The sequence below is a fragment of the Oribacterium sp. C9 genome, assembly GCF_002007235.1.
Lineage (GTDB): Bacteria > Bacillota > Clostridia > Lachnospirales > Lachnospiraceae > Oribacterium.
The window spans coordinates 243,505-261,885 of the sequence record NZ_MUHW01000002.1; the positions used below are offsets into that span (position 1 = coordinate 243,505).

Consider the following 18,381-nt stretch of genomic DNA (forward strand, 5'->3'; position numbering starts at 1 on the left):
TTACAGTCATTCTAGATTCATCTTCTTTTCATATCAAGTATTGATTCGCTGACACTGTCTTACGATTAAATGAATTACCTTTCCGTAGATTGAAGCTTTAGATTACATACACCCCAAAACTTCGTCTCCGAATTTTATCTTCATGGTTTCCTTAATGATCTGAACACACTTCTCCAACCCGAATCTCTCGCTGTTCAGCGTTATATCGTAATTCACCGGATTAGTCCAGTAGTTTCCATGAGTATAGTACTTGTAATAATCCGCCCTGTACCTGTCGGTTTTGGTGATGATCTGATCCGCTTTGTTCCCGTCGACATTCATGCGATTCATGACCATCTTCCTGGTAAAGCGTCTGGGAGCCTCTATGTATACCGAAAGCACATTATCCCTGTCCCTGAGCACATAGTCCGCAGCCTTTCCAACGATTATACAGCTCTCCGTATCCGCAAGACGGCGAATGATCTCAGCCTCAAACTCATAGAGCCTGTCGTTAGACTTAAAATGTCTCATTTCAGGATTGGGAAGCAGACGCTTCTCAAGTCTCCTGAGCTCATTTTGAAGATAGGAACCATCCAGCCTTTCGTCCAGCTTTTCAAAATCACACTCATCACGACCCGCGAGGTTCGCTGCCAATGTCATGATCCGGTTCTCATAACTGTGTATTCCCAGTTCATCTGCCAGCATACCCGCGATCTGCCGTCCACCTGTCCCAAAGCCTCTTGCTATGGTAATGACATAATTTTTCATTCAGCACCCCTTTCAATACAGTGACGAAAGTGCCACAGGCTCTATTTCCTCCGGTATAGGTATGTACTTCTGTCCGGCAGTCTGTTCCCTAAAGACTTCTTTCGCCTTCATAAGAAGTTCCGGATCCTCCATAAGACGCATCCCGGCAAGTGCCATGCTCTTTCCGGCGAACAGCATACCTTTATGGGCTACCGAAGATTTGCCCTGTGAAACTATCTGCCAGGAATGCCCAGGCGACATGGGTGCAAATGTTCCTGTCCTTATCTGGGCCGTCGGAGTCTGCCAGCTGCAGTCACCCACATCAGTAGAACCCGCCTCGGTTTTTACAGGATGTTTTTTCTCATACGGAATGATGAAATCCCATAACGGATCCGTCTTATGCTCCGCCATGAATTTACGGTTTTCAGGCTCAAGGCAGGCCGCTGTCAATGCCTCGTACTCTCTGTCCGAGCCCTCCGGTACAGTTTCTGTATATTTCTTTGCTAGATCACGCTCTTCGTCTGTATACTCAGGAACTCCTACATCCTGCATTGCCTGATATAAGACTTCCTCCATTACATTATTCAATACCGTATTGGCACAGGACTTTATGAACTGCCTGCTATGCTTACATCCCGTCATAAGCGCCGCACCCTTTGCTATATCGTCCACACGCGCCAGAAGCTCGAATGCCTGTTGCTGTTTCGGAGCACGCACAAGATAAAGGACCTTTGCATTGCTCTGAACCACATTTGGAGAAAATCCGCCGGCATTAACTATGGCATAATGCACCCTTGCCTCGTCAATCATATGCTCTCTGAGAAAATTGCAGCCCACATTCATGAGCTCCACAGCATCCAGAGCACTTCTTCCAAGCTCCGGACATCCCGCCGCATGGGCACTGATTCCCTCAAAACTGTAAAGCACCTGAAAGTTTGCAAGAGAACTCTGGGTAACTACGCGATTTCCTGTTCCCGGATGCCACGTCAAAGCGCAGTCCAGATCCTTAAAGGCACCGTTTTTAGCCATAAAAGCCTTTCCACTGCCGCCCTCTTCCGCCGGGCATCCATAGAAAATAACAGTACCCTTATGTCCATCCTGAAGATATGCTTTTATGGAAAGTGCCGCTGAAACTGAACCGACACCCAAAAGATTATGTCCGCAGCCATGACCGCTCTCACCGGGAATAAGCGCATCCTTTTCAAGAACACCCGATTTCTGACTTAGCCCTGCCAGGGCATCATATTCTCCAAGTATTCCTATGCGAGGGGAGCCCTCTCCGAACCTGGCTGTAAATGCTGTCTCGATTCCATAGGCCGGTCTCGTCACTGTGAAACCCTCTTTTTTGAGAAATTCTGTCATGGCTTCTACCGACTTTGTTTCGTTGTATGCCGTCTCCGCAAATCCCCAGATACTGTCTGCAAGTCCGCATAATTCTTCCTTTTTGTTATCTATCTCCTCTAAATACTTTTCAAAATCCATAGCCCATTCTCCTTTGTTTTTTCCCCATTTTAATCTCATTTGTAGCTATAGCTTTCTCTGTTCCATGTCAGCTTTACAGACGCAAGCCTGATTAGCTTTAAAACAATTACTCATCTTCAAAAAACTTCAGTATGCTGTCCATGGCAACTTTTAGCCCTTTTTCAAGAGAAGACCTGAGTACATACTCCTCTCGTGTGTGTGCAAGTCCCCCGGATACGACACCATAGCAGACACTCGGTATACCGAGGGATAGCGGTATGTTGCAGTCCGTTGAGGAAGGCTGACGTTTGGGCAGCTTTCCGTTATATTTGGATATCACTCCGGCAGCTGCCGAAATAAGCTCTTCTCGTATTCTTTCCGCCTCTTCCGAAAGGCTTTCACATGGTCTCTCACCGACCTGAGTCACTGTGACCTCTACACTTCCTCTGTGATACCTTTCAAAGATCTCCTGAAACTGTTCTTTCATGTAGTTAAGGGAATGTCTTGAATCAGATCTGTATTCACACAGCATCTCAGCATCCTGCGCTATGGTATTAACTGAAGTTCCTCCGGAAACGATACCTACATTGACGGTAGTCTTGCCCTCTTCCGGTATTCTTATTTCGTATATGTCCCGGATCATCAGAGACAAGATATGAATCGCGTTATTGTTCCCGAAGTTCGCATAGGAATGTCCCCCCTCGGTCTTAACATTCACCCTGAATCTGCTGGATCCTACAGCACGTTCCACTATCCCGTCCATGGTTCCGTCGAAGCTTGTAAATGTCAGAATCCTGTCTCTGTAGTCATCACATATCTTTCTGGACCCCTTCAGATTACCGAGACCTTCCTCTCCCGAATTAAGAACAAACAGTATGCCCGCATCCTTTGTGTGAAGCCTATGCTCAAGAAGGTACTTTATCACCATCAGTATGGCGACAACATTGGCAGTATCATCCCCGATTCCCGGACACATCATTCTATCCCCTGCCTCTTCATAGGGAAGCTCCGTCATGTCGGGAAACACCACATCTGTATGTGCCATGAACACATGGATTTTCTCATGCCTGTCCAGATCATAAGGATATACGACATTAAGTGCCGAATCGATATATACCCCTTCAGCTCCCATATCTTCGAGATAAGCCTTGATAAATTCAGCTCTCTTTTCTTCATGATTTGAAGGAGCCGGTATCTTTGATAGTGTCTTCAGGAGCCTGTATTCTTCCTCCTGATGGTTCGTTATATAGTTCAATATTTCACCTGATAACAATTTTTGCCTCCTCATCCTGTGTCTTCGGCTTTGAAGCCCTTCTGTCTCCGCCCATACCTGAGACCTACTGCCCCTGTCCAGCTCTGTGTTTCCGAACTGAACACTGACCATCAGTTTTCATACCTGAGACATGCCACCCTGTGTCCCTTTTTGACTTCTTTCAAGGTCGGCGTAACTTCCGAGCACCTTTCAACAGCGTATGGGCATCTCGTGTGGAACACGCAGCCCTTAGGAGGATTCATGGGCGACGGAAGGTCCCCCTCCAGCATTATCCTCTCTTTATGAACATGGGGGTTCACCTCCGGTACTGCAGAAAGCAGCGCCTGTGAATACGGGTGCAGAGTATCTGCGAACAACGCCTCTCCCTCTGCTTCCTCCATGAGATGTCCGAGGTACATGACCCCGATACGATCTGAAATATATTTTACAACACTCATATCATGGGCGATAAACAGCAGGGATATATCCTCTTTCTCTCTCAGATCCTGCAGAAGATTGATTATCTGTGCCTGTATTGAAACATCCAGTGCAGAAACAGGCTCATCACATACTATGATCTCAGGGTTCAATATGAGCGCTCTGGCGAGACCCACTCTCTGTCTCTGACCTCCTGAAAACTCATGAGGATAGCGGTAAAAATGCTCTGTCCTGAGCCCCATCTTGTGCATGATATCCATGGCGATCTCAAGTCTCTCTTCCCTTGTACCTATTCCGTGGATCTCCAGAGCCTCCATCAGGATGTCCCCTACCTTCTGTTTAGGGTCCAGTGAAGTGTACGGATCCTGAAAGACCATCTGTATCTTTCGTCTCATGTCCTTAAGTTCCCTGCCCCTGAGCTCAGCGACATTCTGCCCAAGTATCTCTATATCTCCTGCTGTGGGCTCCGTCAGCATCATAAGCGTCCTTCCCAGAGTACTCTTTCCGCATCCGGTCTCTCCCACAAGCCCGTATATCTCCCCTTTATGTAATTCTATATCAACTCCGTCTACGGCTTTAACGTATTTCTTTTTGCCAAGTCCTGCATTAGCCGCAAAATATTTTTTCACTCCTGTAGCCTTCAGCACTACCGGTGCCTCTGTGACATGACTCATACAGTACCTCCCTTTACTTTACCTTCTCCTGATTCACTGATCTGTCTGATTCCGATTCCATATCCTGTGATGTGAATGTCATGAAGTCTATCCTTCACTTTTGTGCAAGCACAAGTGGAGGAAGACTTATGACACTTATATCATCCTGTGACAGCGTGTCTTCTGTGTATCACTCACTTCATGGAACTCCGGCATTTTTTTCCTGCAAAGCTCTGTGGCATAGGGGCATCTGGGGGCGAATCTGCATCCTTCCGGAATCTGATTGAGAAGCGGAACTGTACCCTTTATCTGATGGAGTCTTTCTCCTGTCTTTGAATCAATCCTCGGCACCGATTCCATAAGACCTACAGTATAGGGATGCATGGGATGATCAAATATATCCGTTACCAGTCCTTCCTCAACTATCTGCCCGAGATACATAACTATCACTTTGGAGCAGGTCTCTGCCACGACACCGAGATCGTGGGTTATGAGCATTACCCCCATTCCGCGGCGTCTGTTCATTTCCACTATCAGATCCATGATCTGTGCCTGTATGGTCACATCCAGTGCCGTTGTGGGTTCATCCGCTATGAGAAGTTCCGGCTCACAGGCCAGGGCAACAGCTATCATTACACGCTGCCTCATTCCTCCCGACAACTCGAAAGGATACTGATAGAACCTTCTCACAGGATCCGGTATTCCCACATCCTTTAGAAGCTGTATAGCCTTCTCCTTGGCTTCTTTCTTTGTGATGGATTTATGGATGAGCAGGGACTCCATTATCTGGTTTCCTACTGTAAATACCGGATTCAGTGAAGATAATGCATCCTGAAAGATCATACTGATCTTTTCCCCCCTTACATGACGCATTTCCTTTTCCGGGAGATCCAGAAGACTTGAATCATGAAATCTTACTTCTCCCGTATACTTCGCCAGGGATTTTTCATCATAAAGCCGTAAGATCGACTGGGAGGTGACACTTTTTCCGCAGCCTGACTCACCTACGATCCCCAGCATTTCCCCCTTGTGAACTTCAAAGCTCACGCCGTCTATAGCTTTTAATCTGCCCCGTTCAGTGTTGAAGGAGGTACACAGATCTTTGACTTTTAAAATGCTTTCTGCCATAACTATCTCCTGTTTTCATTTTCACTTCGATGAGGGATCGATGAAGTCTCTGATCCCGTCTCCCAAAAGATTCAGACCGAGAACTGTAAGTGCTGTAAACAGTCCGGGGAAAAGCACGATCCACCATGCCTGATATATGACCCCCTTACCTTCATTCAGGATATTTCCCCATGACGGCAATGGAACAGGAACTCCCGCACCGAGGAAACTGAGTGCGGCCTCTGTAATGATGGATGACGCAAACACAAAGGTCACCTGAACGATGATAGGCGAGATAATATTCGGAGCTATATGTCTCCAGACTATTCTGAGCCTTCCGGCCCCAAGACACCTGAGGGCTTCTATATAGGTCTGCTCCCGTATAACGAGAGCTCTGGATCTGGCAAGCCTCGCCATATTCGGAATATTGACAACTGTCAGGGCAATGATGACATTTTTGAGATCTGCCCCCAGGACCGCCATAAGAGTGATCGCCAAAAGCGTACTCGGTATAGCCTTAAGTCCGTCACAGATCCTCATGAGAATGTTGTCTGCATAAGCATTGGCACTTGCATACAGCCCTATGCCCATACCAAAAAATCCTGACAGGATACCCACTGTAAATCCAACTGTTAATGAGATCCTTGCTCCGTACATAACCCTTGAGAACACATCTCTACCCATTGTGTCCGTTCCGAACAAATGCTCAGTGCTCATGGATTTAAGACGATTTACCGTGTCAAGCTCCAACGGATCATAGGGGCTTATTACAGGTGCGAAAAGTGCAAGAAAAATCACGGTACAAACGATTATCAGTCCAAAAACAGCTGCTTTATTTCCGAAAAATCTCCTGTACTTTATTTCCTGCTGCTCTTTCGAAAGCCTCTTCCTCAGCTGCTTTAACTCCTCACTTTTCATTTCTGTCCTGTCATCCGCATATACATTTTCAAAGCTTGAATCTATAGTCTTTGTCATGTTAATGTCTCCTTTCTCCGGTATCATCCGACCCTTACTCTCGGATCAACAACACCGTATAAGAGGTCCGCAAACATATTGATAACGACATTGAACACTGCTATCAGAAGTACTATCGCCTGTATGACATAATAGTCTCTTCTTCCGATGGAATTCACCATAAGCTGTCCGAGACCCGGAATAGCAAACAGGCTTTCGATAACAGCTGCACCTGATAAGGACTGGATCAATGCCTGACTGATGACAGTTATCACTGTGACCAGTGTGTTCTTGAAGGCATGTCTGGTTATGACTGAAAAGCCGCTCACTCCCTTCGCTCTGGCCATACGAATGTAGTCACTGTTCAGTACTTCCAGCATAGAGGCTCTCGTCATACGCATCATAAGTGCTGCATTCATGAACCCAAGGGCTATTGCGGGAAGCAGAATGGATTTAATATGAGCTGCAAATCCTGCATTCATTCCGGCATATCCCGATGAGGGGAGCAGCTTAAGCTTCACTGCGAAAATAAGTATCAGGAACAACCCGAGCAAAAAGCCGGGCAGCGATATTCCCAGAAGGGAAATGACTGTGACCGAATGATCTGCAGCCGTGCCCTTATTTGTGGCTCCTATCATTCCGAGAGGGATCGCCACCATAACCGCTATCAAAAGCGCCAGTAAGGTAAGATGTATGGTCGGTTCCAGATGACTTAGGATCATCCCGGTAACCGGCTGATGATTGGCTACACTTTCACCGAAATACCCGGTAAGTACGTTTTTAAGCCATATTCCATACTGTACAGGTAAAGGTCTGTCCAGTCCCAGTCGCGCATGAAGTGCTGCTATATCCTCCTGGGATGCCATATCTCCGAGCATAGATGCCGCAGGATCTCCAGGTACAAGATGCACTAGCATAAAGACTACTATAGAAACTATAAACAGTACTGGAATAATTGACAGCATTCTTTTAACTATAAAGCGTTTCATAATTACCTCCCCGGAATGTCCTTAATATCAAATCTCTTCGTTTCTTAATCCTCGAAATGCAGTTCTGTATCTTCAGGTTCCTTCACTCCTTTTGCTATCCCTGATATCTGTTCATGACCTCCCTGAGATGCACGCTTAGTTTCTCATTCTCGCTGTAATCAACAGGGCAGTCGATAACCGCAGGGCCCTCACAGCTGAACGCCTCTTCCAGCGTCTCTATGAGATGCTCGGTACTTTCTATCCTGAATCCCTTTGCATGCATGGATTCAGCCAGCATTACAAAATCGGGATTTGTGAAATCAACACAGAAGCTTTCATTGAAGCGGTCATTCTGCTTCCATTTGATGAGTCCGTAGCTGCTGTCATTAAGTATCAGAACAACTATGTTAAGTTTCAGGCGCACAGCTGTTTCCAGCTCCTGAGAATTCATCATAAATCCGCCGTCTCCGGTTATGGCTATGACCCTGTTTTCCGGATGTACCAGCTTAGCGGCGATTGCCCCGGGAAGAGATATACCCATGGTGGCAAAGCCGTTTGATATAATGCAGGTGTTAGGCTTATAACATTCATAATGTCTCGAAATCCACATCTTATGGGCTCCCACATCCGATAAAACTATGTCATCGGGACCGAGGATCTTTCTGATATCACTTAAAAGCCGCTGTGGCTTCACAGGGAAGGAATCGTCTGTCTTATACACGGCATTTTCTGCTTCAAAGGACTTTTTTATATCGAAGAAGGCTTCCGGTTTTTTCTTCGCATCCACATAGAGAAGCAGCTCCTCCAGTGAATTCTCTATGTCTCCAACTACCTCCACCTCTGGCTGATACAATTTGTTTACATGAGCAGGTCTTGAATCCATATGAATGATGGTATGCTTCCCATCCACGTTCCACTTTGAGGGCGCAAGCTCAACTATGTCATAGCCTACACATATAACGAGATCCGCCATGTCGAGACAGATGTTGGGGTAGTCTCTCTGGGGAATTCCAATAGTTGAAAGAAAGTACTCACTTGTATATGAAATGATTCCCTTTGCCATCATGGTATTTATGACAGGTATATGAAGTTTTTCCGCAAATGCCGTCAGAGCCTTCTCGGCATGGGAACGTACCGCCGAATGTCCCACAAGGATAACAGGTCTCTGAGATCTGTTAATTATGGCTGCGGCCTCTTCCAGCTCATTTTTATCCGCATACTCCTTTCCCTTCACGGGTCTGTGGAGAAGCTTCTGTGAAACGCCCTCAGGAACCTCTTCCTCCGCCACATCCTGAGGTATACAGATATGGGAAGCTCCCGGCTTCTCTCCTTCTGCATATTTAAAAGCAAGACGGACGATCTCATTTACAGAGTTTCTGGACATTATCATTTTGGTTCTCTTGGTAATAGGCTGGAACAGCGCCTCCAGATCCAGATACTGATGAGAAGTAAGGGGAATCTTGTCCGTTGATACCTGTGCTGTTATGGCAACCAATGGTGCACCGTCGCCGTTTGCATCTGCCACACCTGTAATCAGGTTGGTGGCTCCGGGGCCAAGGGTAGAAAAACATACTCCTGCCTTTCCTGTAAGTCTTCCGTACACATCAGCCATGAAAGCAGCTCCCTGTTCATGACGGACTATGATGGTCTCTATTTTTTCAGACTTATCCAGCGCCCTGACGAGATCCAGATTTTCCTCTCCCGGAATACCAAAGGCATATTCAACCTGTTCATGTTCAAGGGCTTTTACTACCATCTCTGCCACGTTCATATCTATCCTCCAAATTACTCTAATTTTTTTCTATTCATCGCAAAAAAGGAGCAAATGATCAGATCATTTGCTCCTTTGCATTCATTATCAATATATATTTTTAACTCTCTCTGAGTGATGATCCGCCTGAACTCTTTAATTGCCTTTGCCATATCTCTTTATTTCCGAGCTACCGGATCAACAGCTTGTCTTCTAACACCGTATCACCCTGTTTTTCAATTCACAACTGCCTGTTTTTAATGTCAGCTATAACAGAAATTCATTTGTAAGCTTCAAATAATCGAGTTATGTTATGGCAAACAAATCTATTTGCAACGAAGCAGATTCCTTAAGGAGTCTGCTTTTTTTGTTTTCATGACAATCAGCTCTTTATCCTTTCGTCATTAACTGTTGTTGCAAAATATTATCGGTCCTTATATAAAAATTCGGACCGCCAAAAGGAGGTTATTATGAAAAAGAAGAAACTGATCACTATGCTTTTAATGCTGGGGATGCTTTCAAACCTGGCTGCCTGCGGTTCCGGCAGTGCACCGGAAACACCGTCCCCTGCCACATCGGCATCTGAATCCGCATCTGCAGAAGCAGATGCCCCCTCAGCCACAGCTTATCAGGACACGCTCCATATAGCTGTCACACAGCAGGCTCCTTCTCTTGATCTCCATAAGAACAGTTCTCTTATCGCAAGGCAGATAATGGATGGTTCTGTATTTGAGAAACTGGTGACTCTTGATAAGAACGGTGAAGCCGTTCCGGAATTATGCGAAAGCTTCTCACTTAGTGATGACGCAAAGGAACTGACCTTCACACTGAGATCAGATGTAAAATTCCATGATGGCAGTATCATGACAGCGGATGATGTTGTTGTATCCATGAACAGATGGATAGAAGGCTTCAGCACGGCAAAGACCATGCTGGGAGACGCAAGATTCGAGAAAGTTGATGACAGCACTGTGAAAATCAGCTCAGACAGCTCACTTTTGCTTCTTCCCGAAATGATAGCGGGATCTGCTCAGCCTGCCGCCGTCACCACAGCCGCCGCCTGTGAAAGCGAGGATGAGAACGGTTTCCTGAAGGAATACATCGGAACAGGTCCATATGTATTCACGGAATGGGTACAGGATCAGTACATAAAACTTGATCGTTTCGACGACTACTCCTCCTATGGTGATGAGACGAAGCCTCTGGACGGTACAGCAGGCTATAAAGCCGCTTTAACAAAGACACTGGAGTATGACATCGTTCCCGATCAGTCCACATCAACTGCCGGTCTTGAATCCGGTCAGTACGATCTTTGCTTCAATATTACATCCGATGACCTCCCGAGACTGGAATCAAATCCATCCCTTTCCGTTACCTCCTCACAGCAGGGTCAGGTGGCTCTGGTATTTAACCATAAGCAGGGACTGGGTGCTGAACAATATTTCCGTACTGCCGTAAACACTGCCCTCGACTGCGATGAGATCCTTACTGCAGCCTATGGCGCAGGTTATGAACTCGGAAGCTGCTACATGGATGCCGGACAGGACGCATGGCTCACTGACGCAGGAGCCGAAAACTATAACCTGAAGGATCCTGATAAGGCAAAGCAGCTGCTTTCCGAAGGCGGCTACAGCGGTGAAAAATTCACCATACTGGCAGCAACTCTTAACCACATGGATCAGATGGCCGTAGCTATGAAATCCGAGCTTGAATCCATCGGCATAAATGTCGAGCTCAGTATCGTTGATTGGGCGACCCTCACGGACTATAGAAAAGATCCAGACAAATTCGATCTCTATATCACTTCCTTCGCAACCGTTCCGACACCATCTCTCAAGTTATACTATGGCAAGGAATATCCGGGCTGGTCAGACGATGCTAAGCTTACTGAGCTTTTTGATTCCATGACAGGAGCCGTTACAAAAAAAGATGCACAGGATGCATGGGTAGAGCTTCAGAAATACAGCTGGGATTACCTTCCTATCATTTGTCCGGGACATTATCTTGGAAACTACGCATGGAAGAAGGAGCTTACAGGAATCGAAATGGTAGGCACCGGTCCAAAGTTCTGGAATGCAGGAATACCTGTTACCTGATACCGATTATTCATTTAAAAAAACTTTTAAAAAAAAACAACAGGCGGAACACGTACCCCGGGTTCTCGCCTGTTATTTTTATGTTTCACATATGATTATTCCATTTTTTGCCTGACTTTTATTCAACAGGTCTAAAATAATCACTTATCTTCCTCTGTAACAATTCCTGCAGCCTTGAGTACTTCCTCAACGTACTCTACAGGTATTATCTCCAGCTTGTCCTTTACCTCTGATGCCACATCTCGAAGATCTTCAACATTATCCTTCGGGATAAATACCTTGGTGACTCCGGCGCGTTCTGCCGCCATGAGCTTCTCCGGAAGTCCGCCTATGGCATTGACGGTTCCCTCAAGGGAGATCTCTCCTGTCATGGCGATGTGCGGAGAAACCGGACGTCCTGTCACAAGAGATGCAAGCGCAGTCGTCATTGTGATTCCAGCTGAAGGACCATCCTTCGGAGTTGATCCGTCAGGTACATGAATGTGAAGATCGTTCTCCTTGAACTTTGAAGCAAGCTCAGGAAATTTCGACTTCACCAGTGACAGAGCTATCTGAACAGACTCCTTCATCACATCTCCAAGCTGTCCTGTGATCATGGTCTTTCCTTCACCCTTTGTGAACAGTGACTCGATGTAAAGAATCTCTCCTCCCACCTGAGTCCATGCAAGACCTGTCACAACACCGGGACGAGCCTCATCCTTCACCTTGTTGTGAGTGAGGGCATGCATATCGAGATAATCTCTCAGTTCATCCTTTGTTACCACTATCTTCGGCTCTGCTTCGCTGCACAGAGATGCGTCTTTCCTTGATTCAACTGAAGCAGTTTCTCTTGAATCAGAACCGGTCTTTACCTCTTCGGAAGCTTCTGAAGGAACTCCTTCAGTTAATTCCTCCTTAACTTGCGGCTTCACACCGTTCTCTCTCACAAACTTCACTGCAGCGATACGGCAAAGGGTATCCAATCTCTTTTTGAGTCCACGGACGCCACCTTCACGGGTGTAGTCTGAGATAATGGTCTCCATGGCTTCCTCTGTGACCTTTATATCGCCCTTGCGAAGACCTACGGCATCAAGAGCCTTCGGAAGCAGATGCTTCTCTGCGATCTGGAACTTCTCAGTCGGTGTGTATCCCTGGAACTGGATCACCTCCATACGGTTGAGAAGCGGTCCCGGAATAGTATCCAGAGTATTTGCCGTACAAATAAACAGTACGTCACTGAGATCATACGGCACATTCATGTAATGATCGGTGAAAGTGTTGTTCTGCTCAGGATCCAGCACCTCAAGAAGTGCGCTGGCAGGATCTCCGTTGTAGGAGCTGGAGAGCTTATCGATCTCATCCAGCACCATAACAGGATTCGATACTCCTGCCTTACTGATTCCGTCCATGATACGTCCCGGCATGGCACCGATATATGTACGTCTGTGACCTCTGATATCAGCCTCATCCTTGACACCGCCAAGAGAAACTCTCACATACTTTCTGTGAAGCGCCTTGGCGATGGACTTTCCTATAGATGTCTTTCCGGTTCCCGGTGCTCCCACGAAAACAAGTATGGAACCTGACTGTTTTCTTCGGAGATTCATGACCGCGATCTGCTGAATGATTCTCTCCTTCACCTTCTTCATACCGAAGTGATCCTCGTCCAGAATCTTCTGCGCCTCATCGAGGTCAATCTGCTCAGGTTCTTCTTTCTTCCATGAAAGTCCTGTAACGAAATCGAGGTAATCGTAAAGCATACCTGATTCGGCTGAATTATCACCATCATTCTTGAGACGATTGAGGACCTTGCCGGCCTCCCTTCTCGCCTCTTCGTTCATTTCCGATTCCTGGATCTTCAGTTCGAACTTACGGACCTCAGAGACCTGCTCAGGATGCATCTCATCCAGTTCCTTCTGGAGGTAGTCGATCTGCTTCTTAAGGGCATTCTCCTTGTAAAGCTTCTGATAGTCCTCCTGCTGGGATAATTGTGCATCTGTAGTGACTCTGGTCACCTCCGCGTACTCATAGATTATCTTCTCGAGGGCCTCAAACCTCTCCTTCTCGGAATCCATCTCCAGTACGGCATATCTTTCCTCGTTGGTGATAGATATCCATGAGCTGAGAACAGCTGCAGCTTCCTCGATGGAGGTATACTGATCTATGTGGCTCTCCATGATGGAACCCCATCGGAATCTGGATACCAGTTCCTTCAGATCCACCTTGATCTTCAAAAGTCTCTGGCGTGCTTCATTGACATCCAGATCCATGATGCTCTCTCTCTTTACAGTCTCAACAAATATCTCATGCTGATCATTTACAGCAACCTCTTTAACATCCACACGGTCCTCAGTCTTTATGATCACATAACCTTCACCGCTTATTTCTTCTATCTTTCCCTCGACTCCGATAGGATAAAAACTATTCTCAGTTACCTGCTCCCGGGTCTGCTGCTCCTTCATAACGAGAAGGGTCACAGAATCTCCCTGATAAACATTGTTCCCCGCTATAGCACGAAATGCCTGAGTCTGAAAATAAATATTTGAATTTGGTAAGACCAACACGTTATAGAGTGGTAATACTTTCATTTATACTCCTGTCTGTTCCTCTCAGGAACTGCGCCTTTTCAGGCTAATGCTTACATCTGTTAGCAATCAATTAAATTGAGTGCTAACGAATAAAAAAAGAATAACACCGGCCTAAACCGGTGTCAATCCATATAGTCTGAGTTCACAAAAAGTTTAGAAAAAATTTTTCAGAATCCAAGCTCCTTTACCAGCTCCGGAACCGTGGTCATACCTGTCAGCTTTTCGACATTGGAACCTGTGAAGAAAAGCCCCTCTTCATAGTTACCCTTTACCGCCTCGATCAGCGCCTTGGTAATACAATACGGCACCTGACCCGGATTACAGGTCTTGATACAGCGCGAACAGTGCGTCGGCGGGATCCTTCCGGACTCTTCAAGCCTTTTTATAAGCGGCGTGAACAGTGCCCTTCCTGGCATCCCTACAGGACTGTGAATGATTCTTACATCCTGAGAAGATGCATTAATGAGAGTATCCTTGTATTCCTGTGAGGCATCACACTCCTCGGTAGCTATAAACCTTGTGGCCATCTGTACACCGGAAGCTCCTAAGTCTCTTGCCTCATCTATGTCCGCCTTATCCCAGATTCCACCTGCTGCAAAAATAGGTATCTTTCTTCCTATAGCTTCCTCATAGGGTTTAACCGCCTCAACAAGCTTTTTCAGAATGTCAGTTACATTTCCGCAGCTTCCCTCCAGAAGCTCCTTTTCCTTAAATCCCAGATGTCCTCCGGCCTCAGGTCCCTCGAGAACAACGAAATCCGGATAACGATTATAGTTCCTCTCCCATGATTTCGCTATGACCTTGAAAGCCCTGTCGCTTGAAACTATAGGTGCGATAAGAGCCTCTCCCAGAGGTACATGTTCAGGCAGATCCAGCGGAAGTCCAGCACCGGAAATGACTGCATCCACACCATTCTTTACTGCTGTCTTAACAGCTTCGGCATACTGCTGTGTCGCTACCATGGCATTGATGGCGATGAGTCCCATTCCCTCGGAAATTTCCTTTGCCTTCTGTATCTCCTTCCTGAGAGCTCTCAGGTTGGCCTCCTCGGGAGCCTTCATAAAATCCTCTTCCCTGTAGCCGCAGTCTGCTGTACTGATGCAGCCGATTCCTCCGCACTTCGCAACAGCACCGGCAAGCTTTTCGAGAGAAACTCCGACTCCCATTCCTCCCTGAATGAGGGGGATCTTTATCTCTTTTCCGTGAATTTTCAAAAGTGACATATTATCTCCGTTTGCTCATAAATTTTAGCTAAAATTTTTTAACCATATCGTTTTATAGATTAGTTTCTTTTCATATATAAGTCAAACGGATTTTTTAATTAAAGCTTCTCTTTTATCTTTTCTATATTTATTCCCGCCATGGAAATCCTGTAGTCATTGTCGATGAAGATATATTCGTATCTGTCTGTAAGCTTGCAGAGTATCTCCGCAAAGCGCTGATCCACGTTGATTCTCCAGTCGGAGGTCACTATCTCTTCATGACTCTCGGCACCCAGCTCAAAGCAGTCAAGCAGGAACTTTTCCTTGGTATAGTCTCTTCCAACCCAGTACTCTCTGGAGCCGGTATTCAGATTGTCATAGCCTTCGATGAAGAAGTCCTCACCCAGATCATACTTTATGTAGTTATGGAAAGCAGCCGCTTCAACTACCTTTGCTTTACAGCTGCCACGCAGATCCAGACACCTCACGATGTCGAAACCACGGATAATCTCAGAATCCTTCCCCGATCTATCCTGAACGGGAATCTCATTCATATCCGTCTCTTTTGTAATGTTTCCTATGGCCCTGTAGCAATCCTCATCCTGCTGCTGGAAAATTCCGTATACCTGTATATTTCTCTTGCAAAGCATCTCTCCGAGATCGTAATACCTGAAGATCCTTCCGGTCCTGCCTTTACTGTCTATATATGAATACGCATTATTCTCGATATCGCCGTCACCTGTGTACGCAACACTGACAGCTCCGTCCAAGTCGATAAAACACACCGCAATACGTTTGAATGGATAAATAAATCTGCCGTATTTTGATTTTCTGATGAGCAGATGGAGTACTTCTTCCATGAAATCCACTCTGCTCTTTCCTCTCATATTATGCAGTTCTGTGCCTGCAGCAAAGGCGGATCTGCCTCCCAGCAAGCCGCAATCCTCATATGTTATTGGGTGAACATGAATATATATATCTAACATCCTTGTTTGATCTCCTATCTATCCTTGATTAACTATACACTCATTCCCTGTAATTCTTTTATCGACAGATTTTTAAAAAAGTTTACCCCCTTATAAAAATTCTCTCAGCGGCTTAATGCTTACACCCTCAGCTGTGAGCCCTTCTCTCAGCTTTTTTACGAACCGGAGCGCCTTTGCTCCGTCTCCGTGGACACATATAGAATCCACTGTTATATCTATGTCCTTTCCGCTTATCGCCGTCACCTTATGTTCCTTGACCATGCGGATGACGCGTCTCAGAGACTCGTCCTCGTCTGTTATCATGGCACCGGGTTTCTTTCTGTTCACGAGAGTCCCGTCCTCTTCGTAGGCTCTGTCTGCAAAGACCTCTGCTGCTGCTCTTAACCCCATATCCTTTGCAGCCTTGTAAAGCTCACCTGATGGAAGCGCCATAACTATGAGTTCCGGATCATAATCCCTGATGGCTCTGCAGATAGCCTCAGACTGGCTTCTATCCTTCGCAGCCATATTGTAAAACGCCCCGTGAGGCTTTACATGCTGAAGCTTCATGCCCCGGGCCTTCAAAAATGCATCCAATGCTCCTATCTGATACATGGTATAGGCATAGGATTCATCATCGGAAACCACCATGTTCCTTCTTCCGAATCCCATAAGATCCGGATAACCCGGATGTGCTCCGACCGCTATACCGGAAGCCTTTGCCGCTTCAACCGTTTTTTTCATGACCAAAGGATCAGACGCATGGAAACCGCAGGCAACATTGGCACTGGTTATAAGCGGGATGATCTCACTATCCTCTCCCAATGTATAACGTCCGAAACTCTCTCCCAGATCACTGTTTAAATCTACCTGCATTATCTGCCACCTCCTGTAAACACCGCTATGAACCCTGTATCGGCTTCGCCATTCACGAAGGTAGGGTTATTCATTATCTTGTATTGAAAATCCAGATTCGTATCCACTCCCATGATGAGAGTCTCGTCCAATGCAGCCTTCATCTTCATGATTGCCGCCTCTCTGGTCGGTGCATGGACTATGATCTTTGCGATCATGGAATCATATTCTGACGGAATAGTATAACCTGTGTATACCGCAGTATCCACTCTCACGCCGTTGCCTCCCGGAAGCAGCAGATTTGTGATCTTTCCGGGGCTGGGCATGAAATTCTTCTCAGGTATCTCAGCATTAACACGACACTCTATGGTATGGCCCCTGAGCACGATATCATCCTGAGTAAAGCTTAGTTTCTCACCTGCCGCAACTCTTATCTGCTCCACCATAAGATCTGTACCGGTCTCCATCTCAGTTACACCATGCTCAACCTGTATACGGGTATTCATCTCCATGAAGTAATACTCACCGCTCTGATCCACGATAAATTCAATGGTTCCCGCGCTGTTATAGCCCACGGTCTGTGCCGCAAGGGTCGCATCCTTATACATTTTGTCGCGGGTCTCCTGACTGATGGCAGGGGAAGGTGACTCTTCAATAAGCTTCTGGTGGTTACGCTGTACGGAACAGTCTCTTTCACCGAGAGTGACAACATTACCGAAATTATCCCCTATAAGCTGAACCTCCACATGCCTCGGGTGTACCACCAGCTTCTCGATGTACATAGTGTCATCCCCGAAGGCATTGGCTGACTCTCGCTGTGCCGTGTTAAACGCATCCTCGAAGTCGTCCTCGGAAAAGCATTCTCTCATGCCCTTTCCTCCGCCGCCTGAGCTTGCCTTTATCATAACAGGGAAGCCAATGCTTCTGGCTTCCAAAAGTGCCGCTGCCGAGTCATATACAGGCTCCTTCGTTCCGGGAACCACGGGAACTCCCGCTTCCATCATCTTCTTTCTTGCAGCTGATTTGTTTCCCATTTCATCGATTATCCAGGGCGCCGGACCTATAAATACCAGATTGTTCTCTTCACATCTTCTCGCAAATTCACTGTTCTCGGAAAGAAAGCCATAGCCAGGATGGATAGCCTCGCACTCCATGTTGAGAGCTGCCGATATTATGGCATCCATATTTAAGTAGGAATCCCTCGCAGGTCCTTCACCTATACAGACTCTGAGATCAGCCAGACGTACATGCAGTGCATTCCTGTCTTCCTTTGAGTATACCGCAACAGAAACTATGCCCATGTCCCGGAGAGCGCGAATGACTCTGACTGCTATCTCTCCGCGATTTGCGACCAAAACTCTTTTAAACATCTAAACCTCCATAGGAA

At 46.5% G+C, this 18,381-nt stretch carries 15 protein-coding genes; 1 reads left to right on the forward strand and 14 read right to left on the reverse strand.

Annotated features, from left to right (window positions below; translation table 11 throughout):
* Positions 1-102: 102 nt before the first annotated feature.
* From BXO88_RS02405 to BXO88_RS16410, 9 genes are all read right to left on the reverse strand, one after another.
* Positions 103-747: a cytidylate kinase-like family protein gene (locus BXO88_RS02405; RefSeq protein WP_078036176.1), complete on the reverse strand. Its 645-nt coding sequence runs from the start codon at positions 745-747 to the stop codon at positions 103-105.
* 12 nt (positions 748-759) lie between these two features.
* The gene (locus tag BXO88_RS02410) at positions 760-2,208 is read right to left on the reverse strand and encodes a M20 family metallopeptidase (protein WP_078036177.1); all 1,449 of its coding nucleotides are present in this window, start codon (positions 2,206-2,208) and stop codon (positions 760-762) included.
* Between the two features lie 106 nt (positions 2,209-2,314).
* Positions 2,315-3,460 carry a M20/M25/M40 family metallo-hydrolase gene (locus BXO88_RS02415; protein WP_256363630.1) on the reverse strand — a complete coding sequence of 382 codons (1,146 nt, stop codon included), beginning with the start codon at positions 3,458-3,460 and terminating at the stop codon, positions 2,315-2,317.
* A gap of 110 nt (positions 3,461-3,570) precedes the next feature.
* Positions 3,571-4,551, reverse strand: a complete 981-nt coding sequence (locus tag BXO88_RS02420) for an ABC transporter ATP-binding protein (protein WP_078036178.1) — start codon at positions 4,549-4,551, stop codon at positions 3,571-3,573.
* 135 nt (positions 4,552-4,686) lie between these two features.
* Positions 4,687-5,658, reverse strand: a complete 972-nt coding sequence (locus BXO88_RS02425; protein WP_078036179.1) for an ABC transporter ATP-binding protein — start codon at positions 5,656-5,658, stop codon at positions 4,687-4,689.
* Positions 5,659-5,679: 21 nt separating this feature from the next.
* Positions 5,680-6,612: an ABC transporter permease gene (locus BXO88_RS02430; RefSeq protein WP_242945132.1), complete on the reverse strand. Its 933-nt coding sequence runs from the start codon at positions 6,610-6,612 to the stop codon at positions 5,680-5,682.
* 23 nt (positions 6,613-6,635) lie between these two features.
* The gene (locus BXO88_RS02435) at positions 6,636-7,580 is read right to left on the reverse strand and encodes an ABC transporter permease (RefSeq protein WP_078036180.1); all 945 of its coding nucleotides are present in this window, start codon (positions 7,578-7,580) and stop codon (positions 6,636-6,638) included.
* A gap of 94 nt (positions 7,581-7,674) precedes the next feature.
* Complete coding sequence (locus BXO88_RS02440) at positions 7,675-9,330, reverse strand: acetolactate synthase large subunit (RefSeq protein ID WP_078036181.1); 1,656 nt, start codon at positions 9,328-9,330, stop codon at positions 7,675-7,677.
* 14 nt (positions 9,331-9,344) lie between these two features.
* Positions 9,345-9,482 carry a hypothetical protein gene (locus tag BXO88_RS16410; protein WP_168171593.1) on the reverse strand — a complete coding sequence of 46 codons (138 nt, stop codon included), beginning with the start codon at positions 9,480-9,482 and terminating at the stop codon, positions 9,345-9,347.
* Between the two features lie 297 nt (positions 9,483-9,779).
* Here BXO88_RS16410 and BXO88_RS02445 point away from each other — a divergent pair, with 297 nt between their 5' ends.
* Positions 9,780-11,405 carry an ABC transporter substrate-binding protein gene (locus tag BXO88_RS02445; protein ID WP_078036182.1) on the forward strand — a complete coding sequence of 542 codons (1,626 nt, stop codon included), beginning with the start codon at positions 9,780-9,782 and terminating at the stop codon, positions 11,403-11,405.
* 140 nt (positions 11,406-11,545) lie between these two features.
* Here the strand turns inward: BXO88_RS02445 and lon are convergent, their stop codons facing one another.
* The 5 genes from lon to accC all read right to left on the reverse strand — a co-directional run bounded on the left by lon (position 11,546) and on the right by accC (position 18,364).
* On the reverse strand, positions 11,546-13,972 hold the full coding sequence (lon, locus tag BXO88_RS02450) for an endopeptidase La (RefSeq protein WP_078036183.1): 2,427 nt from the start codon (positions 13,970-13,972) through the stop codon (positions 11,546-11,548).
* Between the two features lie 167 nt (positions 13,973-14,139).
* Positions 14,140-15,195, reverse strand: coding sequence for an NAD(P)H-dependent flavin oxidoreductase (locus BXO88_RS02455; RefSeq protein ID WP_078036184.1), 1,056 nt, complete (start codon positions 15,193-15,195; stop codon positions 14,140-14,142).
* Positions 15,196-15,293: 98 nt separating this feature from the next.
* Positions 15,294-16,160 carry a hypothetical protein gene (locus BXO88_RS02460; protein ID WP_078036185.1) on the reverse strand — a complete coding sequence of 289 codons (867 nt, stop codon included), beginning with the start codon at positions 16,158-16,160 and terminating at the stop codon, positions 15,294-15,296.
* Between the two features lie 90 nt (positions 16,161-16,250).
* Positions 16,251-17,015 (reverse strand): LamB/YcsF family protein, encoded by a 765-nt coding sequence (locus BXO88_RS02465; protein ID WP_330395058.1) that lies wholly within the window; start codon positions 17,013-17,015, stop codon positions 16,251-16,253.
* A complete protein-coding gene (gene accC, locus BXO88_RS02470) occupies positions 17,015-18,364 on the reverse strand; it encodes an acetyl-CoA carboxylase biotin carboxylase subunit (RefSeq protein ID WP_078036187.1) in 1,350 nt (449 codons plus the stop codon). The genes BXO88_RS02465 and accC overlap by 1 nt, the downstream gene beginning before the upstream one ends.
* Between the last annotated feature and the right edge of the window lie 17 nt (positions 18,365-18,381).

What these genes read in the sequence shown, in the direction of transcription:
- BXO88_RS02405 (WP_078036176.1), bottom strand. Translation starts at nt 747, where the DNA reads ATGAAAAATTATGTCATTACCATAGCAAGAGGCTTTGGGACAGGTGGA.
- BXO88_RS02410 (WP_078036177.1), bottom strand. Translation starts at nt 2,208, where the DNA reads ATGGATTTTGAAAAGTATTTAGAGGAGATAGATAACAAAAAGGAAGAA.
- BXO88_RS02420 (WP_078036178.1), bottom strand. Translation starts at nt 4,551, where the DNA reads ATGAGTCATGTCACAGAGGCACCGGTAGTGCTGAAGGCTACAGGAGTG.
- BXO88_RS02425 (WP_078036179.1), bottom strand. Translation starts at nt 5,658, where the DNA reads ATGGCAGAAAGCATTTTAAAAGTCAAAGATCTGTGTACCTCCTTCAAC.
- BXO88_RS02430 (WP_242945132.1), bottom strand. Translation starts at nt 6,612, where the DNA reads ATGACAAAGACTATAGATTCAAGCTTTGAAAATGTATATGCGGATGAC.
- BXO88_RS02435 (WP_078036180.1), bottom strand. Translation starts at nt 7,580, where the DNA reads ATGAAACGCTTTATAGTTAAAAGAATGCTGTCAATTATTCCAGTACTG.
- BXO88_RS02440 (WP_078036181.1), bottom strand. Translation starts at nt 9,330, where the DNA reads ATGAACGTGGCAGAGATGGTAGTAAAAGCCCTTGAACATGAACAGGTT.
- BXO88_RS16410 (WP_168171593.1), bottom strand. Translation starts at nt 9,482, where the DNA reads ATGGCAAAGGCAATTAAAGAGTTCAGGCGGATCATCACTCAGAGAGAG.
- BXO88_RS02445 (WP_078036182.1), top strand. Translation starts at nt 9,780, where the DNA reads ATGAAAAAGAAGAAACTGATCACTATGCTTTTAATGCTGGGGATGCTT.
- lon (WP_078036183.1), bottom strand. Translation starts at nt 13,972, where the DNA reads ATGAAAGTATTACCACTCTATAACGTGTTGGTCTTACCAAATTCAAAT.
- BXO88_RS02455 (WP_078036184.1), bottom strand. Translation starts at nt 15,195, where the DNA reads ATGTCACTTTTGAAAATTCACGGAAAAGAGATAAAGATCCCCCTCATT.
- BXO88_RS02460 (WP_078036185.1), bottom strand. Translation starts at nt 16,160, where the DNA reads ATGTTAGATATATATATTCATGTTCACCCAATAACATATGAGGATTGC.
- BXO88_RS02465 (WP_330395058.1), bottom strand. Translation starts at nt 17,015, where the DNA reads ATGCAGGTAGATTTAAACAGTGATCTGGGAGAGAGTTTCGGACGTTAT.
- accC (WP_078036187.1), bottom strand. Translation starts at nt 18,364, where the DNA reads ATGTTTAAAAGAGTTTTGGTCGCAAATCGCGGAGAGATAGCAGTCAGA.